We start from the raw sequence: 17,546 nt of genomic DNA on the forward strand, positions 1-17,546 counted from the left end.
ATGGGCGGCTCCGACGACGGGCAACGCCAGGGGCTACGCTCGGAGTCCTCGCGGATCGGGCTTGCGCACTCTCGGAATCAAGGCCAGCGCCGCAAGGGGCTGGCGAACGATCCCGTCCTGAGCGGACGGGACCCATCTGGGACGACCCAGACCGTGGCGGTCCTGTCAGCTCTGTCGCTGCAGCGTCGGTCTAGGATGACTGTCCAAGGAAGGTGGCCTCTGGCCGGGAAACGATGGGCGCGCGCAGTATAGCCAGCTGCTGCGCCGCCGCAAGTCGGCACGGCGCGCGCAGCGCCGCGCATTCACTGCGCAGCCAGCACCAGCCGCGGGTGCGTGGCTGGCGCCACCTGCTGGCGCGCGCGCAACCAGGCGGCCAGTTCGCGCGGCGGCAACGGCCGCGCGTGCAGGTAGCCCTGGATTTCGTCGCAGCCCTGCTCGCGCAGCAGCGCCTCTTCCTGCACCGTCTCCACGCCCTCGGCCACCACCTGCATGCCGAGCGCGTGGCCGAGCTGCACGATCGCCTGGGTGACCTTGGCGGTGCCGCTGTCGTGCAGCATGTCCTGCACGAAGCTGCGGTCGATCTTCAGGCGCTGCACCGGGAAGCGGTTGAGGTAATGCAAGTTGGAAAAGCCGGTGCCGAAATCGTCGACCGCCAGCAGTACGCCTTCCTGTTCGAACAGTTCGAAGCAACGGCGCAGCGACTCGCTGTCGCGGATCAGCGCCGATTCGGTCAGTTCCAGTTCCAGCCGCTTCGGCGACCAGCCGTTGCGCTGGCACAGCTCGATCACCCGCTCGGCGAAGCCGCGATCGCGCAACTGCATCGCCGAGACGTTCACCGAGACCCGGTCGAAGCTCAGCCCGGCCGCATCCCAGGCCGCGGCCTGGCGGCAGGCCTCGCCGATCACCCAGTCGCCCAGGCGCACGATCTCGCCGCATTCCTCGGCGATGGGAATGAACTCGGCCGGGTTGCAGTGGCCGTGGCCGGGGCGGTGCCAGCGCAGCAGCGCTTCCACCGCCGGCGCGCGCTCGCCCGCCGCATGCACCAGCGGCTGGTACACCAGCGAGAACTCCTCGCGGTCCAGCGCGCCGTGCAGCGCATGCTCGATCTCCAGGCGCCGCTGCGCGCGCAGCAGCACGTCCTGGCTGTAGTAGTGGCAGGTGTTGCGCCCGGACTCCTTGGCTGCGTACATCGCCGCATCGGCCGCGCGCAGCAGGCCGTCGAAGTCCTGGCGCCCCTCCTCCATCAGCGCGATGCCGATGCTGGCGCCGATCTTGATCACGTTCTCGCCGCTGTGCAGCGGCTCGGCCAGCGCCGCAATCAGCTTGCGCGCCACGTGCCCGGCGTCGCCCGGCTCGGCCAGGTCGCGCAGCACCACCACGAACTCGTCGCCGCTGAAACGGCCGAACAGGTCGCTGGTGCGCAGTTGCTGATGCATACGGGTGGCCGCCAGCTTCAGCAGCGCGTCGCCGGTGGCGTGGCCGAAGGAATCGTTGATGCTCTTGAAGCCGTCCAGGTCGACGAACAGCATCGCCAGCGTGGTGCCGCGCTCCACCGCCTCGTGCATCGCCTTCTCGGCCTGCTCGCGCAGCAGCTGCCGATTCGGCAGGCCGGTCAGCAGGTCGTAGTGGGCCAGCAGCTCGATGCGCTCGCTGGCCTCGCGTTCGCGGGTGATGTCGCGGAACAGCACCACGAAGCGCGGCGGCAGGCCGTCGCGTTCGTCCAGTTCGATCAGCACCTGCACCCAGATGCGCTGCCCGGAGGGGCGGTGGAAGCACAGGTCCAGTTGCTCGGGCAGGCCGCCCTCGGCGATGCGCACCAGCGCCGACTCGAAGGCATCGCGCGAATCCTGGGTGTACAGCGCCAGCGCGTGGTCCAGATCGATGGCCTCCTTGCGCAGGCCATGGATGCGGTAGCACTCCTCGGTCCACTGCATGCGCCGGGTGCCGACCTCGATCTCGCAACCGCCGATCTTGCCCAGTGCCGAGACCCGGTTGAGCAGCTCGGTGCGCCAGCGGATCAGCGCGTCGGTCTGGCGCTGTTCGGTGATGTTCTGCACCTGGCCGAGCACGCGCTGGATGCGGCCGTCGGCCTCCACCTGCGGCTGCGCCCACACCCGCAGGTGCAACGGCGACTCGCCGCCACGCACCAGCTCGACCTCGAAGTTGGCCGGCTTGGCCTCGCGCGCCATGCGCCGCCACACCGAGATCAGTTGCGCCATCGAATCGCGGCTGAGCAGGCGCAGCCAGCCGCGGCTGCTCGGCGCCTGCTGTTCGTCCAGGCCAGTGACGCGCAGGAACTCGCGCGAGCACCACACCCGGTCGCGCAGCGGGTCCCAGGACCAGCTGCCCATGCGGGTCATGCGCTGCGCCTCGCGCAGCAGGGTCTGCTGGTCGCGCAGGCGCTGCTCAAGCAGCTTCTGCTCGTGGATGTCGGTGTGCGTGCCGATCATGCGCAGCGGGCTGCCGTCGGCGGTGCGCGCCACGATGCGGCCGCGGTCCAGGATCCAGTGCCATTGCCCGTCCTGCCGGCGCAAGCGGAACTCGCACATGTAGGTTTCGGTGCGGCCCTCGAAATGCGCGCGGATCGCCTGGCGCAGGCGCTCCTGGTCGTCGCCGTGGACCAGCGGCAGCAGCGCGTTCAGGCCGTCGGCCGGGGCATCGCCCGCGTAGCCGAGCATCCGCTTCCAGCGCTCGGAGCGGAAGATGGTGTCGCTGGGGATGTCCCAGTCCCACAGGCCGTGCTCGGCGCTGTCCAGGGCGATCTCCCAGCGGGTGGCGCCGTCGCTGCCGACCGGTTCGGGCACGCTGAGGGTATAGGCCAGCAGGCCGCCGCCATCGTCGCGCACCGCGCGCAGCCAGCCGTCCAGGCGCCGCCCGGCGGTGCCGGGCAAGGCGCAGGCCAGCATGGTCTCGCCGCCGAGCAGGCGCTCGCGGGCCGCACGCAACAGCTCGGCATACGCCTCCACCGTGCGCGGCAGCTCCAGCGCCTGCGCTGCCCGGTTCGCCGCCAGCGGCCTGCCATCGGCGTCCAACAGGACGAGCGCCGAGGTGAGCGGGTGCTGCAGCAAGCTTGCGATGACGCCTTGATCCACGCCGAGATACTCCGTTTCGCCGCCCTGGAGGCCAGCGGTCGAAGGTGATAACGGCACCCGGTGGCATTAATTGAGCGCCGGCAGCGTCCGGCGATGGGCCGCGGCGGCCGTCAGCGGCTAAGATGTCCGCCGGACACGGACCACCGCAGCAGGCTGCCGGGGCATGCAACCACAACGCGACAGTTCCCTGCCCACCCAGGCGACCTCCGGCATGCGCCTGGCGCAGCGCCTGGACCGCGGCATCTGGCGGGTGGTGCTGCTGTACGTCCTGCTGGGGCTGGCGCTGTCGATCGGCAGCGACCTGGTTCTGGTGCATTTCGTAGACGATCCCGGCACGTTGATCGTCCTGCAGCTGGTCAACGACGCCCTGTTCCTGGCCCTGACCGCGGTCGCCCTGTACTACCTGCTGCGCCCATTGGTGCGCGCCGCGGTGCAGGCGCACACGCGGCTGGCGCTGTCGGAGGCCGGCTACCGGCAGATGTTCCACGCCAATCCCAGCCCGATGCTGGTCTACGACCTGGAAAGCCTACGCATCCTCGACGTCAACCCCGCCGCGGTCGCTTTCTTCGGCTGGTCGCACGACGAGTTCGTCGGCCTGGAGCTGGCCCGGCTGTGGCCGCCCAGCGCCAGCGCCCGCCTGGCCGAGGTGATCGAGACGATCCGCCAGACCCCGTCCAAGACCTGCGTGGTGGCCGAGCCGCTGCGCCTGCGCGACGGCAGCCAGTGCATGGCCGAGGCGCGCAGCACCAGCCTGGACTACCACGGCCGGCAGGCGCGGCTGGTGGTCATCAGCGACCGCAGCGCCGAGTACGACGCGCAGCGCCGCCGCGACCAGGCCCTGAAGCATCTGCAGGAGGCGCAGTCGATCGCCCGGCTGGGCTCGTGGCAACTGGACCGGACCAGCGGCCTGGGCAGCTATTCCGAGCAGGTCTACCGCATGCTCGGCCGGCGCGTGCCGGACCAGCCGCGCCAGCACCGCCTGGAAGAGCTGCTGGTGCCGCCCGACGTGCCGTCGCAGGCGCGCATCCAGCGGGTGATCGAGGACCTGTGCGGCAGCGCGCCGCTGCAACTGGACATGCTGCTGCCGGTGCTGGCCGCCGACGGCCAGGCGCGCATGCTGCATCTGCGCGCCGAATCGGCCAGCGACGACGAAGGCGGCGCCTGCGTGCACGGCACCCTGCAGGACGTGACCGAGCACGAGCGCTCGCGGCGCCTGCTGCACGAGCGCGAGGAGCAGTTCCGCGAACTGGTGCGGGTGCTGCCGGATGGCGTGGCGATCCTGCACCAGGAGCACGTGCTGTACGCCAACGCCGCCTGCGCCGGGCAGTTCGGCTTCGAGGGCGAGAACCTGCTCGGCGAGCCGCTGCAGGGCCTGGTCGACAGCGCCGACCTGGCGCTGGTGCGGCAGCGGATGGGCGCGGCGGGCGCCAAGGGCGAACGCGGCGCCACCGCGCGCATGTGCCGCCGCGACGGCTCGCTGTTCCATGCCGGGCTGTCGTTCGGCAACGTCCGCTACAGCGGCCGCGACTGCAAGCTGATGATCGTGCGCGACCTCAGCGAACCGGAGCGCATGCGCGACGCGCTGGCGCAGAGCAACCGCGAACTGCAGGCGATGGCGCGGCGCCTGTTCTCGCTGCAGGAAGACGAGCGCCGGGCGATCTCGCGCGACCTGCACGACGACATCGGCCAGGCGATCACCGCGATGAAGCTGTCCGCGCACGCGGCGCTGGACGAGACCGACGCCGAGCGCCGCCGCGAGGACCTGAGCGAGATCGTGCAGTTGGCCGACAGCAGCATCACCAAGCTGCGCAACCTCTCCACCCTGCTGCGGCCGCCGCAACTGGACGCGCTGGGCCTGGAGGCGGCGCTGCGCTGGCAGGCAGGCATGCTGTTCCGCGCCTCGCCGGTGCGCCTGCACCTGGACATCGCCGCCCTGCCCGAGCGCCCCAGCGGCGAGGTCGAGCAGGCCTGTTTCCGCATCGCCCAGGAGAGCCTGACCAACGTGCTGCGCCATGCCAGCGCCGGCGAGGTGCGGATGACCCTCGGCGACGAGGAGCGCCAGCGCCTGCGCCTGGAAGTGGTCGACGACGGCGACGGCTTCGATCCGGCCGGGCCGCGCGGCCTGGGCCTGATCGTGATGCGCGAGCGCGCGCAGAGCGCCGGCGGTACCCTGCAGATCGACACCGCCCCCGGCGCCGGCACCCGGGTGACGCTGTGCCTGCCCTACACCACCGCGGCACCGCCGTCGCCCCCGCCTGGAACCTGAGCCGATGTGGAATCCCGCCAGCGCCGTACCCGTGGACGACGAACTGCCGTCGCGCCTGGGTGCGGGCCATCCCGCCCTGACCGGCATGATCGCCGAGGCGCTCGCCGGCGGGCCGGGGGTGATGTTGCTGCACATCGACATCGACCACTTCGCCTCGATCAACGAGAACATGAGCCCGGAGGTCGGCGACCAGGCGCTGGCGCTGCTGGCGCACCGGCTGCAGGCGCACCTGCGCGGCCGCGGCCTGCTTTGGCGGCACGGCAGCGACGAACTGGTGATGGCGGTACCGCGCACCGCCGACGTGCCGCCGCCGGAAGCCTTCGCCGAGGAGATCCGGCAGCAGATCGAACTGCCGCTGTCGGTGCTGCCGTACACCCTGTTCATGACCGGCAAGATCGGCGTGAGCCTGTGCCCGGAACATTCCACGCGGCTGTCGACCCTGCTCGACTTCGCCGAGGACGCGGTCTACCAGGCCGCGCGCGAAGGCGGCAATCTGGTGCGCCTGTATGCCGCCGACGGCCCGCCCAGCGCGCACAGCGAGAGCATCATCTCGCGGCAGATCGTCGACGCCATCCCCAACGGCGAGCTGCGCCTGCGCTACCAGCCGATGGTCAGCGCCCGCGACGGCCGCGTGGTGGGCATGGAATCGCTGCTGCGCTGGCAATCGCCGACCCTGGGCATCCTGGTGCCGGAGCGCTTCATGCGCACCGCCGAGCGCCTGGGCGTGATCGTGCAGATCGGCACCTGGGTGATGGAAGGCGCGCTGCGCCAGGCGCGGCTGTGGCGCGACCAGGGCTTCGACGACTTCACCATCGCGGTCAACGTCTCGACCCTGCAGCTGCTGCGCCCGACCTTCTTCAACGAAGTGATGTCGGCGCTGCAGGCGGCCGGGGTGCCGCCGCAGATGGTGGTGCTGGAGATCAACGAGAGCGCGCTGACCAACAACGTCAACTTCGTCCACGAGACCCTGGCCAACCTGTGCCGCGAAGGCATCAGCCTGAGCCTGGACAACTTCGGCACCGGCGATTCCAGCCTCAGCGCACTGGTGCGCTACCCGGTGGACAAGCTGAAGATCGACCGCAGCTTCATCAAGAGCGCGCCGGCCGGCAACCGCGAGGCGGCGATCGCCCGCGCGATCATCGCCATGGGCCACCAGCTGGGCATGGTGGTGATCGCCAACGGCGTCGAGTCGCAGGCGCAGCTCGGTTTCCTGCGCCGCAACGACTGCGACATCTTCCAGGGCTACCTGTTCGGCGAACCGATGTCCGCCGAAGCGGCGGGCATGGCCCTGCGCCGGCGCTACCTGCGCCCGGAATCGTTCACCGAGACCCGCCCGGACCGCACCCTGCTGCTGCTCGACGACGAAGAGAACGTGCTGCGCTCGCTGGTGCGCCTGTTCCGCCGCGATGGCTACCGCATCCTCGCCGCCGGCAACGTCCGCGACGCCTTCGACCTGCTCGCCACCAACGACGTGCAGGTGATCCTGTCCGACCAGCGCATGTCCGACATGAGCGGCACCGAGTTCCTGGGCCGGGTGAAGATGCTCTACCCCGACACCATCCGCCTGGTCCTGTCCGGCTACACCGACCTGGCCACCGTCACCGACGCGATCAACCGCGGCGCGATCTACCGCTTCCTGACCAAGCCCTGGAACGACGACGAACTGCGCGAACACATCCGCCAGGCCTTCCGCACGCACGACGAACAGCGGCGGGATGCGGGGCCCTGAAAAGCCGGGATTCGGCATTTGGGATTCGGGATTCGTAAAAGCGCGGTGTCGGCATTTCATTGACACGCACGGACGGGAACAGCAAACGCAAAACCGCTTTTGCCAATCCCCAATCCCGAATCCCCAATCCCCGCCCCTACTTCGGCTGCCTAACCGGAATCACGATCCGGAACGTCGAGCCCTCGCCCACGACGCTGCTCACGTCGATGCGGCCGTGGTGCTTGTTGATGATGCCGTAGGAGATCGACAGGCCCAGGCCGGTGCCGCTGCCGACCGGCTTGGTGGTGAAGAACGGGTCGAAGATGCGCTGCAGCAGGTCCGCCGCAATGCCGGCGCCGGAGTCCTTGAACTCGATCCACACCTCTTCGCCGTCCTGGCCGGTGCTGACCACGATGGTGCCGCGCTCGCCGATCGCCTGGCCGGCGTTGAGCAGCAGGTTCATGTACACCTGGTTGAGCTCGGACGGCAGGCACTCCACCAGCGGCAGGTTGCCGTAGTGGCGCTCCAGGGTGACCTTGTACTTGAGCTCGTTCCAGATGATGTTGATCGTCGATTCCAAGCCCGAGTGCAGGTCAACCAGCTTCCACGACTCCTCGCGGCCGGAATAGGAGAAGTCCTTCAGGTCGCGGACGATGCGGGTGACCCGCTCGATGCCTTCGCGCGACTCGGCCATCAGTTGCGGCAGGTCGCGGCTGATGAAGTCGATGTCGAAGCGGTTGCGGATGTCGTCGATTTCCGGGATCAGTGCCTTCGGATCCGGCGCGCGCAGGGCGCGCTCGTAGGCCTCGATCAGGGTGAACAGGCTGCGCAGGTATTCCTGCAGACTGCCCAGGTTGGAATGGACGTAGCCGATCGGGTTGTTGATCTCGTGGGCGACGCCGGCGGCGAGCTGGCCGATCGAGGCCATCTTCTCCGACTGCAGCAGTTTTTCCTGGGCGCCATTGAGGCGCAGGTAGGCCTGGCGCAGTTCGGCGTGGCGCTGCTGCAGTTCCTGTTCGTAGTCCTGCTGGCCTTCGATGCCCTGGATCAGCATCAGGTAATGGCCGCCGTCCGCGTCGGCATGGAAGTACAGGTGGGCCAGCACCACGTGCTGTTCGGTCGGCAGGCTGCCGCTCCAGCGGCCGCTGCTGCGCGCCTGCGACAGCGCATCACCCGGCAGCCATTGCGCCAGGTGCGCGGCCAGGCCGCCGGTGTCGGCGCCGGACAGATGGCGGCGTGCGGCGCTATTGGTCAGCAGCAACTGGCCGTCGGCGCGGAACAGCACCACGCCTTCGTACAACAGTTCGCTGAGGGCGAGCAGGCTCTCGCGCGCGGGCAGGACAAGTGCTGCGTTGGGATTGATTTCGGCGAAATTCACGACAGGCCGTGGGCGATCGATGGATGCCCAATATACGCCGTTGCCGCCGGCGGATGCGCGCCCCGCAGCGGGACGCGGTGCGGCTTACGCGATCGCCAGGGGACGCTGGGCGAGCGGCGTGCTCGACTGGCCGTTGGCGTCGTAGGACGAGGCACTCTCGCTGCGGCCGAGGTGGCGCAGCGCCCAGTTGACCTCGCGCCGGCGCCGCGACAGCAGCGCGCCGTTGGCGCGGTTGGCGTCGGCGAGTTCGCGCAACCGCAGTTCGGCTTCTGCGCCGGCAGGCACGTCGGCCTCCAGGGCGCGCAGTGCCGCCAGCTTGGCGCTGGTCGCCTGCATGAGGCCTTCCACGTTGTGATCCAACAACGCCTGGCGCTCGCCGGCGAGCGCGTCGCTGAGCTGCTGCAGGGGGTTGGTCACCGACGTGTTCATGCGCTGAGTTGCCGATCCATGTCGATCATGCGGCTGGCGATCGCGTCGGGGTTGATCTTGTAGCTGCCGTTCTGCAGCGACGAGCGCACGGCCTCGACGCGGCTGCTGTCCACCGCCGGAGCGGCCGAGAGCTGGCGTTGCAGGGTCTGCAGGCCGGATGCCTCGCCGGTCAGGCGCAGGCTGTCGGTGGCTGCGGCCGCACCGACCGCACGGTCCTTGCCTTCCTCGGACGCGCCGGAGGCGGCCTTGGTCGAGACGGACGAGGTGCGAAGGGTGGCCGGGCTCGGCAAATTCCCTTCAATTTTCTGTGTCATGGCGGAAATCCTGTTACGGGTTCGGTGTAGGTAACGGCACAGCGTCGGAGAACTTTAGCCGGATTCTTAGCGCGTCACTAAAACGTCGCCGTTTTGTGACACAGTTCCCTGAACGATGCGCTTGGACGACAGGTTTTCGACGGTCACCCGCTCGTTTTCGCCCGCATCGCCCAATGCACGGCCGGACATGCGCACTTCCAGGCCACCGCTGCGTGCCACCAGCGCCACATTGTCGCCGCGCCTCACCAGCCGCGGCGCGACCAGGTCGGTGGCGGACAACAAGGTGCCGGCCGGCAGGGTTCGCCGCACCACCTTGCCGATCGCCGCCTCCGGCTCGGTCATCGCAGCGCCGACGATGCGCGCCGCGTCGCGCTTCTCGGGGACGATATCGGCTGCGCCGATGGTTTCTCCAGCGGACAGGCCGCGCGCCAGCACCAGGACATGCTGCATGCGCCGCACCTTGACCGGCACGAACAGCCGCCAGCCGGTGTCGCGCGGGCAGCTCACCTCCACGGTGGTGGTCCCGGTCGGCTGGGCCTGCAGCGGCACCGGGCACAGCGGCACCCGGACCGACGGGTCCAGGGTCGCCTCGGCATCGGCGTCGGCCCCGGCCAGGGACAGCGCCGCGGCACGAATCGAATCCACCGACTGGAAGTCCGCGGCCCAGGCCGGCGTCGCCGCCAGCAGGACCAGCAATAGGATCGGGCGCATGGCCGTCTCTCTGGGAAAGGTCGCCGGCATCATGCAAAGGCCGTGCCGCAAACCGAACGTCCAATGCGGGACCCGCCCTCAAGTTCCGCCGCGAGGGCGCCGATATGAACGCCATGAGTCATGACCTTCTCAACCGAATCGACCAGCGCACCCGCTTGGCGGGCCACAACCGGCTTGCCCTGCTGCTGTTCCGGCTGGGCGGTCGTCAGCTTTTTGGCGTGAACGTCTTCAAGGTGCAGGAAGTGCTGCGCCGGCCGGAGCTGTTCCAGGTGCCCGGGCTGCCGCTGCAATTCTCCGGCGTCGCCGACGTGCGCGGGCGCTCGGTGCCGGTGCTCGACCTGGGCCTGGCCATCGGCCACCCGGAACGCGAACCGAACGCGGACACCGCGCCAGGCTATCTGGTGGTGACCGAGTTCAACCGCTCGGTGCAGGGCTTCCTGGTCAGCGGCGTGGAGCGCATCGTCAACATCGCGGTGGAAGACATCCATCCGCCGCCGGAACTGGGTGCCGAGTCCAGCTACCTGACCGCAGTGACCCGCTTCCAGGGCGAGCTGATCCAGGTGATCGACGTGGAAAGCGTGCTGGCCGACATCGCCCAGACCCGGGTCGAGGCCAACCTGGACCCGTCGCTGGCGCTCACCGGCCCGCAGCTGCAGGTGCTGGTGGTCGACGACTCGCGGGTGGCGCGGCAGCAGATCCGCAGCGTGCTGGACCAGCTCGGGGTCGCCGCGACCCTGCTCTCGGACGGTCGCCAGGCGCTGGACCATCTCTTGCAGATCCACGCCGCCGGCGAGAATCCGGCCGAGCGCTACGCCATGGTGATCTCCGACATCGAGATGCCGGCGATGGACGGCTATACGCTGACGACGGAAATCCGCCGCCATGCCGGCCTGTCCGGCCTGTACGTGCTGTTGCACACCTCGCTGTCGGGCGTGTTCAACAATGCGATGGTCGAGCGCGTGGGCGCCAACGCCTTCGTCGCCAAGTACAGCCCCAACGAGCTGGCCGAATACGTGCTGGCCCGGCTGCGGGTGGTGGCCGCGGCAGCGCAAGCAGCCGCCTGACCCGGGCCGCGCCTGGCTGCGCGGCCTGCCTGACGTTCTAATAGAGCGCGGGCGCTCCCCGTCTCCCGAGGCAACCCCCTGATCTCACGGGCCTTGCGCCCGGCTTTGGCACGCACCTTGCCTGTGGTTTCGGCAACGAACCGCGGGATCGTGCCATGTCCAATCCGATCACAGGCTATTTCGGCGTCCACGGCGACGCCCTGCCGCTGCGCGAGCAGCGCATGAAGCTGATCGCCAGCAACCTCAGCAACGTCGACACGCCCGGGTACAAGGCCCAGGACCTGGACTTCGATGCCGCGATGCGCGCGGCGCAGGGACAGCGCGAGGGCACCCAGCTCGCGGTGGACGACAGCCGCCACATCGCCGTCGGCGGCGATGGCCTGAATCCGTTCCAGGTCACCCGGGCCGCCAGCCAGCCGAGCATGGACGGCAACACCGTCGATCCGGACGCCGAACGCGCCGCCTACGGTCGCGCCGCGCTGGAGTACCGCGCGTCGCTGAGCTTCATCGAGTCCAAGGTGCGCACCATGCTCACCGCGATCACGGGCCAATAAGCATGAGCAATCTGCCGATCTTCGACGTCGCTGGCTCCGCGCTGCAGGCGCAGTCGGTGCGCATGAGCACCATCGCCAGCAACCTGTCCAATGCCGATTCTGTTGCCGGTTCGGCGGAGGCGGCCTACAAGCCGATCGAGCCGATCTTCCAGGCGGTGCGCAACCCGCACGACAGCAGCCTGACCTCGGTCAACGTCAAGGAAATCGCGACGACCAACGCGCCGCCGATCAAGCGCTACGAACCCGGCCATCCGCTTGCCGATTCCGACGGCTACATCTATTCGCCCGATGTGGATCCGGTCTCGCAGATGGTCAACCTGATCTCCGCCTCGCGCAATTACCAGGCCGGCGTGGAGGTCCTCAACACCGCCAAGGAACTGGCACTGGCCACTCTGACCATGGGCCGCTGATCCGCCCTCCCTCCGCCGCGTCACGTTCCAGGACCGCTTCCATGACCAGCGTCACCAGCTCCACCGACACCACCTATTCCAGTCTGGGCCTGAGCGCCTCGAGCAACACCAGCACCACCAGCGGCAAGGCGCTGCAGCAGGCCGACTTCCTCAAGCTGATGACCGAGCAGCTGCAGCACCAGGATCCGCTCAAGCCGATGGACAACAGCCAGATGGTCGCGCAGATGGCGCAGCTGTCCACCGTGCAGGGCATCGGCGACCTCAACAAGACCGTCACCGCGCTGTCCTCGTCGATGAGCACCGACCAGGTGCTGCGCGGCGCCAACCTGATCGGGCACAAGGTGCTGGTGCCGTCGGCGACGCTGCCGCTGGCCGCCGAGGGCAGCACCGGCGGCCTGGTCGCGGCCAAGGCCGCCGGCGTGATCGACGTCACCGTCAGCGATGCCAACGGCCAGCCGATCAAGAAGATCAGCCTGACCGCCGACAAGGCCGGCCAGCTCGATTTCGCCTGGGACGGCACCGACGCCAGCGGCAAGCGCATGCCGGCCGGCAGCTACAGCATCACCGCTGGGCAGACCGATGCCCAGGGCAACCAGTTGTCCCTGTCCACCTACGTCCAGGCGCCGGTCGAGAGCGCCATCATCGGATCGGACGGCATCTATCTCGACCTGACCGGGCTCGGCACCACGCCGCTGACCAACGTCCTCCGCGTCAGCTAATCCCGCGCCGACCATCCACAGGAGTCCACCATGGGTTTCAACACATCGCTGTCCGGCCTCAGGGCGGCCAATACCGACCTCAACGTCACCGCCAACAACATCGCCAACGCCAACACCACCGGCTTCAAGGGCTCGCGCGCCGAGTTCGCCGACCAGTTCACGCTCAACGGCTACGGCCTGGCGCGCAACGCGGTGGGGTCGGGCGTGCGCGTCAGCAACGTCGCCCAGCAGTTCTCGCAGGGCACCATCGATCCGACCGGGCGCAGCCTGGACCTGGCCATCTCCGGCTCCGGCTTCTTCACCCTGTCCAACAACGGCGCCCGCGTGTATTCGCGCGCCGGCAACTTCCAGACCGACGCCAACGGCTATGTGGTCAATCCGCAGGGCGCGCGGCTGCAGGTGTTCCCGCCGGCCAGCAACGGCAACGGCTTCGCCGCCGGCACCCTGACCGACCTGCAGTTGCTGACCACCGACAGCCCGCCCAAGCAGACCAGCACGGTCAACCTGACCTTCACGCTGCCCGGCAACACCCAGCCGCCGACGGTGACCACGTTCGATCCGAACGACGCCAACAGCTACAACAACTCCAGCGGCGGCACCACGGTGTACGACTCGCTGGGCGTGGCCCACGTGCAGACCTCATACTTCGTCAAGACCTCCACGCCCAACCAGTGGACCGTCTACAACTACGTGGACGGCGTTGCCGCCGGCGGTGCCAGCACGCTGCAGTTCTCCAACAGCGGCGCGCTGGTCAGCCCGGCCGACGGCAAGATCGCGCTGGGCACCTTCACCCCCGCCACCGGCGCCGGCACCCTGTCGTTGAACCTGAACGTGTTCGGGTCCACCCAGTACGGCGAAACGTTCGCCCTGCGCGGCGCGACCCAGGACGGCTACGCCAGCGGCAAGCTGAACTCGATCAGCATCGACGAGAAAGGCATCGTCTACGCGCGCTACTCCAACAACGCCGACAAGGCGCTGGGCCAGATCGCGGTGACCAACTTCGTCAACCCGCAGGGCCTGAGTTCGCTCGGCGACAACGCGTGGGCGGAAAGCTCGGCCTCGGGCATCGCCCGCACCGGCTCGCCAGCGACCTCGGACTTCGGCAGCGTGCAGTCCGGCGCACTGGAATCGTCCACCGTCGACCTGACCGAGCAGCTGGTCAACATGATCGTGGCCCAGCGCAACTTCCAGGCCAACTCGCAGGTGATCTCGACCCAGGATCAGGTCACGCAGACGATCATCAATATGCGTTAAGGCTGGGATTGGTGATTCGGGATTGGTGATTCGCCGCCGCTGGCGCCCGTCGACCGGGCGCCAGCCCAAGCCACCATTTCCCCGATCGTCTGCGGTATCCCCGCTTTTTCGAATCCCGAATCCCTTCTCCCGAATCACGGCCCACACCCAATGGACAAAGCCCTCTACGTCGCCATGACCGGCGCCCGCGCGTCGCTGCAGGCGCAGGCCACCGTGTCGCACAACCTGGCCAACGTCGAGACCTCCGGGTTCAAGGCGGCGCTGGCCAATACCGAGGCGTATCGGATTCCCGGCGCCGGTTATCCGTCGCGGATCGATGCGCTGCATATCGACCAGGGGTTCAACCGCGACGTCGGCGCGCAGCACCAGACCGGCAATCCGCTGGATCTGTCGCTGGATGCCGATCGCTGGCTGGCGGTGCAGTCTTCCGACGGCAAGGAGGCGTACACGCGCGGCGGCGAATTGGCGCTGACTCCGAACGGCCAGCTGGTCACCGCCAGCGGCCATGCGGTGCTCGACGACCAGGGCAATCCGGTGTCGATCCCGCCGCACCAGTCGCTGGAGATCGGCAACGACGGCACGGTGTCGATCGTGCCGCTGGGCGAAGCGCCCACCGCGATGAGCACCGTCGCCACCTTGAAGGTGGTGCAGGCGCCGGCGGACCAGCTCACCCGCCGGCCCGACGGCCTGATGCGCAACGTCAGCGACGATCCGGCCAAGGCCTTTGCGCCGGCCACCGGCAATTCGCTGCGGACCGGCGTGCTCGAGGGCAGCAACGTCGATGCCGCCGGCGCGCTGGTGCAGATGATCCAGTTGCAGCGCCAGTTCGAAATGCAGGTCAAGGTCATCAAGAACGGCGACGAGAACGCGCAGTCGGCGAACACGCTGCTGCGTCTGAACGGCTAAGACGGGCCTCGGCGCCAGCGGCGCCGGTTTGGCACGGCACATGCATCACTCCCTGCGCCCCCGGCGCGTCGTGCCGGGGCCACCATCAGAGGAACTCGGGTCATGAATCAGGCTTTGTGGGTCGCCAAGACCGGACTGGATGCGCAGCAGACGCGCATGTCGGTCGTCTCCAACAACCTGGCCAACACCAACACCACCGGTTTCAAGCGCGACCGCGCCAACTTCGAGGACCTGCTGTACCAACAGCTGCGGCAGCCCGGCGGCGCCAGTTCCTCGCAGACGCAGCTGCCCTCGGGCTTGCAGATCGGTACCGGCGTGCGCGTGGTCGCCACCGCCAAGGATTTCGAGCAGGGCAGCCAGCAGCAGACCGACCGCGCGCTGGACGTGATGGTCAACGGCCGCGGCTTCTTCGAAGTGCAGATGCCGGACGGCACCTCGGCCTACACCCGCGACGGCAGCTTCCAGATCGATGCGCAGGGCCAATTGGTCACCAACAGCGGCTACCCGATCCAGCCGGGCATCCAGATCCCGGAAGGCGCGCAGTCGGTGACCATCGGCTCCGACGGCACGGTGAGCGTGCAGGTCGCCGGCACCGCCGCGGCGCTGCAGGTCGGCTCGCTGACCCTGACCGACTTCATCAATCCCTCCGGCCTGCAGGCCCAGGGCCAGAACCTGTACGTGGAAACCGCCGCCTCCGGCCCGGCCACCAACGGCACGCCCGGCCTCAACGGCCTCGGCAAGATCGCGCAGGGCGCGCTGGAAGGCAGCAACGTCAATGTGGTGGAAGAGCTGGTGAGCATGATCGAGACCCAGCGCGCCTACGAGATGAACGCCAAGGCCATCTCCACCACCGACTCGATGCTCGGCTATCTGAACAACAACGTCTGATCCCCTCGCCTCCGGAATCCGCCATGTCGCGCCTGTCCTCTCTCTCCTTCTCCGCCGCGCTGCTGCTGCCGGTCCTGCTCGGCGGTTGCGCCGGTCTGGGCGTGGCCGCCGGCGACGTGCGTCCGTACGCGCCGATGGCGCCGATCACGCCGGTCATGGCACCGCAGGCACAGCCCACGGCCGGCGCGATCTATGCCGCCGGCCCCGGCCTGCAGCTGTATTCGGACCGTCGCGCCCGCGACGTCGGCGACCTGCTGACCATCACCCTGGTCGAAAGCACCAACGCCAGCAGCACCGCCAACACCAGCATCAGCAAGAAGGATGCGGTGACCATGGCCACGCCGACCCTGCTCGGCGCGCCGCTGACCGTCAACGGCACCAACATCCTCAACAACGCCACCAGTGGCGACCGCAGCTTCGCCGGCAAGGGCAACACCGCGCAGAGCAACACCATGCAGGGCAGCATCACCGTGACCGTGATGCAGCGCCTGCCCAACGGCAACCTGGTGATCCAGGGCCAGAAGAACCTGCGCCTGAACCAGGGCGACGAACTGGTGCAGGTGCAGGGCGTGGTCCGCGCCGCCGACATCGCCCCGGACAACACCATTCCCTCCAGCAAGGTCGCCGAGGCGCGCATCGCCTACGGCGGCCGCGGCGCGGTCGCGCAGTCCAACGCGATGGGCTGGCTGAGCCGTTTCTTCAACTCGCGCATCTCGCCGTACTGAGGCCCGCCATGAACGTCCTGTCCCTGCCCTGCCGCCTGCTCGCCGCCGTCGCCCTGTGCGCCGGCCTGGCCGCCCCGGCCGCAGCCGAACGCATCAAGGACCTGGCCCAGGTCGGCGGCGTGCGCAACAACGCGCTGGTCGGCTACGGCCTGGTGGTCGGCCTGGACGGCAGCGGCGACCGCACCAGCCAGGCGCCCTTCACCGTGCAGAGCCTGAAGAACATGCTCGGCGAGCTTGGCGTCAACGTGCCGTCCAACGTCAACCCGCAGCTGAAGAACGTGGCCGCGGTGGCGATCAGCGCGCAGTTGCCGGCGTTCGCCAAGCCGGGCCAGACCATCGACATCACCGTCTCCTCGATCGGCAACGCCATCTCGCTGCGCGGTGGCACCCTGCTGATGGCGCCGCTGAAGGGCGCCGACGGCCAGGTCTATGCGGTCGCCCAGGGCAACCTGGTGGTCGGCGGCTTCGGCGCGCAGGGCAAGGACGGTTCGCGGATCTCGGTGAACGTGCCCAGCGTCGGCCTGATTCCCAATGGCGCGACCGTGGAACGCGCGCTGCCGGACGTGTTCGGCAACACCGGCGAGATCACCCTGAACCTGCACCAGCCCGATTTCACCACCGTCTCGCGCATGGTCTCGGCGCTGGAGAACACCTTCGGTCCCGGCAGCGCGCATGCGGTGGACGGCTCCACCGTGGCGGTGCGTTCGCCCACCGACCAGAGCGCGCGCATCGGCCTGCTGGCACGCATCGAGAACGTCGAGCTGTCGCCGGGCGCGGCGCCGGCCAAGGTGGTGGTCAACGCACGCACCGGCACGGTGGTGATCGGCTCGCAGGTGCGGGTCAGCCCGGCCGCGATCTCGCACGGCTCGCTGACGGTGACCATCAGCGAAGGCACCCAGGTCAGCCAGCCCAATGCACTGAGCGGCGGCCAGACCGTGGCCACGCCCAAGTCCACCATCACCGCCACCAACGAAGGCAGCCGCATGTTCAAGTTCGAGGGCGGCACCTCGCTGGATCAGATCGTGCGGGCGGTCAACGAGGTCGGCGCCGCGCCTGGCGACCTGATCGCGATTCTGGAAGCGCTCAAGCAGGCCGGTGCCCTGAGCGCGGAGCTGGAGGTGATCTGAC

16 protein-coding genes are annotated in these 17,546 nt (G+C 68.9%); 11 read left to right on the top strand and 5 right to left on the bottom strand.

Annotation, left to right across the window (positions count from 1 at the left end; all coding sequences use genetic code 11):
• Window positions 1–302: 302 nt before the first annotated feature.
• Complete coding sequence (locus AC1PK7_RS11050; RefSeq protein WP_371182192.1) at window positions 303–3,092, bottom strand: sensor domain-containing protein; 2,790 nt, start codon at window positions 3,090–3,092, stop codon at window positions 303–305.
• A gap of 163 nt (window positions 3,093–3,255) precedes the next feature.
• Between AC1PK7_RS11050 and AC1PK7_RS11055 the strand changes: the two genes are divergently transcribed.
• Complete coding sequence (locus AC1PK7_RS11055) at window positions 3,256–5,358, top strand: PAS domain-containing sensor histidine kinase (protein ID WP_481098176.1); 2,103 nt, start codon at window positions 3,256–3,258, stop codon at window positions 5,356–5,358.
• Between the two features lie 4 nt (window positions 5,359–5,362).
• Window positions 5,363–7,087: an EAL domain-containing protein gene (locus tag AC1PK7_RS11060; RefSeq protein WP_010341742.1), complete on the top strand. Its 1,725-nt coding sequence runs from the start codon at window positions 5,363–5,365 to the stop codon at window positions 7,085–7,087.
• A 136-nt stretch (window positions 7,088–7,223) separates the two neighbouring features.
• On the opposite strand, the gene AC1PK7_RS11065 is transcribed toward AC1PK7_RS11060, so the two are convergent.
• The 4 genes from AC1PK7_RS11065 to flgA form a co-directional block, all read right to left on the bottom strand.
• Entirely contained in the window at window positions 7,224–8,444 is a 1,221-nt protein-coding gene (locus AC1PK7_RS11065; RefSeq protein ID WP_010341744.1) for an ATP-binding protein, read from the bottom strand.
• 84 nt (window positions 8,445–8,528) lie between these two features.
• Window positions 8,529–8,873, bottom strand: coding sequence for a hypothetical protein (locus AC1PK7_RS11070; protein ID WP_019800978.1), 345 nt, complete (start codon window positions 8,871–8,873; stop codon window positions 8,529–8,531).
• A complete protein-coding gene (gene flgM, locus AC1PK7_RS11075) occupies window positions 8,870–9,187 on the bottom strand; it encodes a flagellar biosynthesis anti-sigma factor FlgM (protein ID WP_010341747.1) in 318 nt (105 codons plus the stop codon). Before flgM ends, AC1PK7_RS11070 begins: the two co-directional genes overlap by 4 nt.
• A gap of 66 nt (window positions 9,188–9,253) precedes the next feature.
• Entirely contained in the window at window positions 9,254–9,898 is a 645-nt protein-coding gene (gene flgA / locus AC1PK7_RS11080) for a flagellar basal body P-ring formation chaperone FlgA (RefSeq protein WP_209029339.1), read from the bottom strand.
• Between the two features lie 113 nt (window positions 9,899–10,011).
• On the opposite strand from flgA, the gene AC1PK7_RS11085 reads away from it, so the two are divergent.
• From AC1PK7_RS11085 to AC1PK7_RS11125, 9 genes are all read left to right on the top strand, one after another.
• Entirely contained in the window at window positions 10,012–10,962 is a 951-nt protein-coding gene (locus AC1PK7_RS11085) for a chemotaxis protein (protein WP_160947292.1), read from the top strand.
• Between the two features lie 155 nt (window positions 10,963–11,117).
• Entirely contained in the window at window positions 11,118–11,516 is a 399-nt protein-coding gene (gene flgB, locus AC1PK7_RS11090) for a flagellar basal body rod protein FlgB (protein ID WP_019800421.1), read from the top strand.
• Between the two features lie 2 nt (window positions 11,517–11,518).
• Window positions 11,519–11,926 (top strand): flagellar basal body rod protein FlgC, encoded by a 408-nt coding sequence (flgC, locus tag AC1PK7_RS11095; protein WP_019800422.1) that lies wholly within the window; start codon window positions 11,519–11,521, stop codon window positions 11,924–11,926.
• A 41-nt stretch (window positions 11,927–11,967) separates the two neighbouring features.
• Window positions 11,968–12,645 carry a flagellar hook capping FlgD N-terminal domain-containing protein gene (locus tag AC1PK7_RS11100; RefSeq protein WP_481098177.1) on the top strand — a complete coding sequence of 226 codons (678 nt, stop codon included), beginning with the start codon at window positions 11,968–11,970 and terminating at the stop codon, window positions 12,643–12,645.
• Window positions 12,646–12,675: 30 nt separating this feature from the next.
• Window positions 12,676–13,899 (top strand): flagellar hook protein FlgE, encoded by a 1,224-nt coding sequence (gene flgE / locus AC1PK7_RS11105; RefSeq protein ID WP_420009877.1) that lies wholly within the window; start codon window positions 12,676–12,678, stop codon window positions 13,897–13,899.
• Between the two features lie 150 nt (window positions 13,900–14,049).
• Window positions 14,050–14,805 carry a flagellar basal body rod protein FlgF gene (locus AC1PK7_RS11110; protein WP_481098178.1) on the top strand — a complete coding sequence of 252 codons (756 nt, stop codon included), beginning with the start codon at window positions 14,050–14,052 and terminating at the stop codon, window positions 14,803–14,805.
• A gap of 102 nt (window positions 14,806–14,907) precedes the next feature.
• Window positions 14,908–15,693: a flagellar basal-body rod protein FlgG gene (gene flgG / locus AC1PK7_RS11115; protein WP_010341758.1), complete on the top strand. Its 786-nt coding sequence runs from the start codon at window positions 14,908–14,910 to the stop codon at window positions 15,691–15,693.
• A 23-nt stretch (window positions 15,694–15,716) separates the two neighbouring features.
• Window positions 15,717–16,418: a flagellar basal body L-ring protein FlgH gene (gene flgH, locus AC1PK7_RS11120; protein WP_010341760.1), complete on the top strand. Its 702-nt coding sequence runs from the start codon at window positions 15,717–15,719 to the stop codon at window positions 16,416–16,418.
• 8 nt (window positions 16,419–16,426) lie between these two features.
• Complete coding sequence (locus AC1PK7_RS11125; RefSeq protein ID WP_481098179.1) at window positions 16,427–17,545, top strand: flagellar basal body P-ring protein FlgI; 1,119 nt, start codon at window positions 16,427–16,429, stop codon at window positions 17,543–17,545.
• Window position 17,546 lies beyond the last annotated feature (1 nt).

Source organism: Xanthomonas sp. NCPPB 3174 (genome assembly GCF_056725205.1).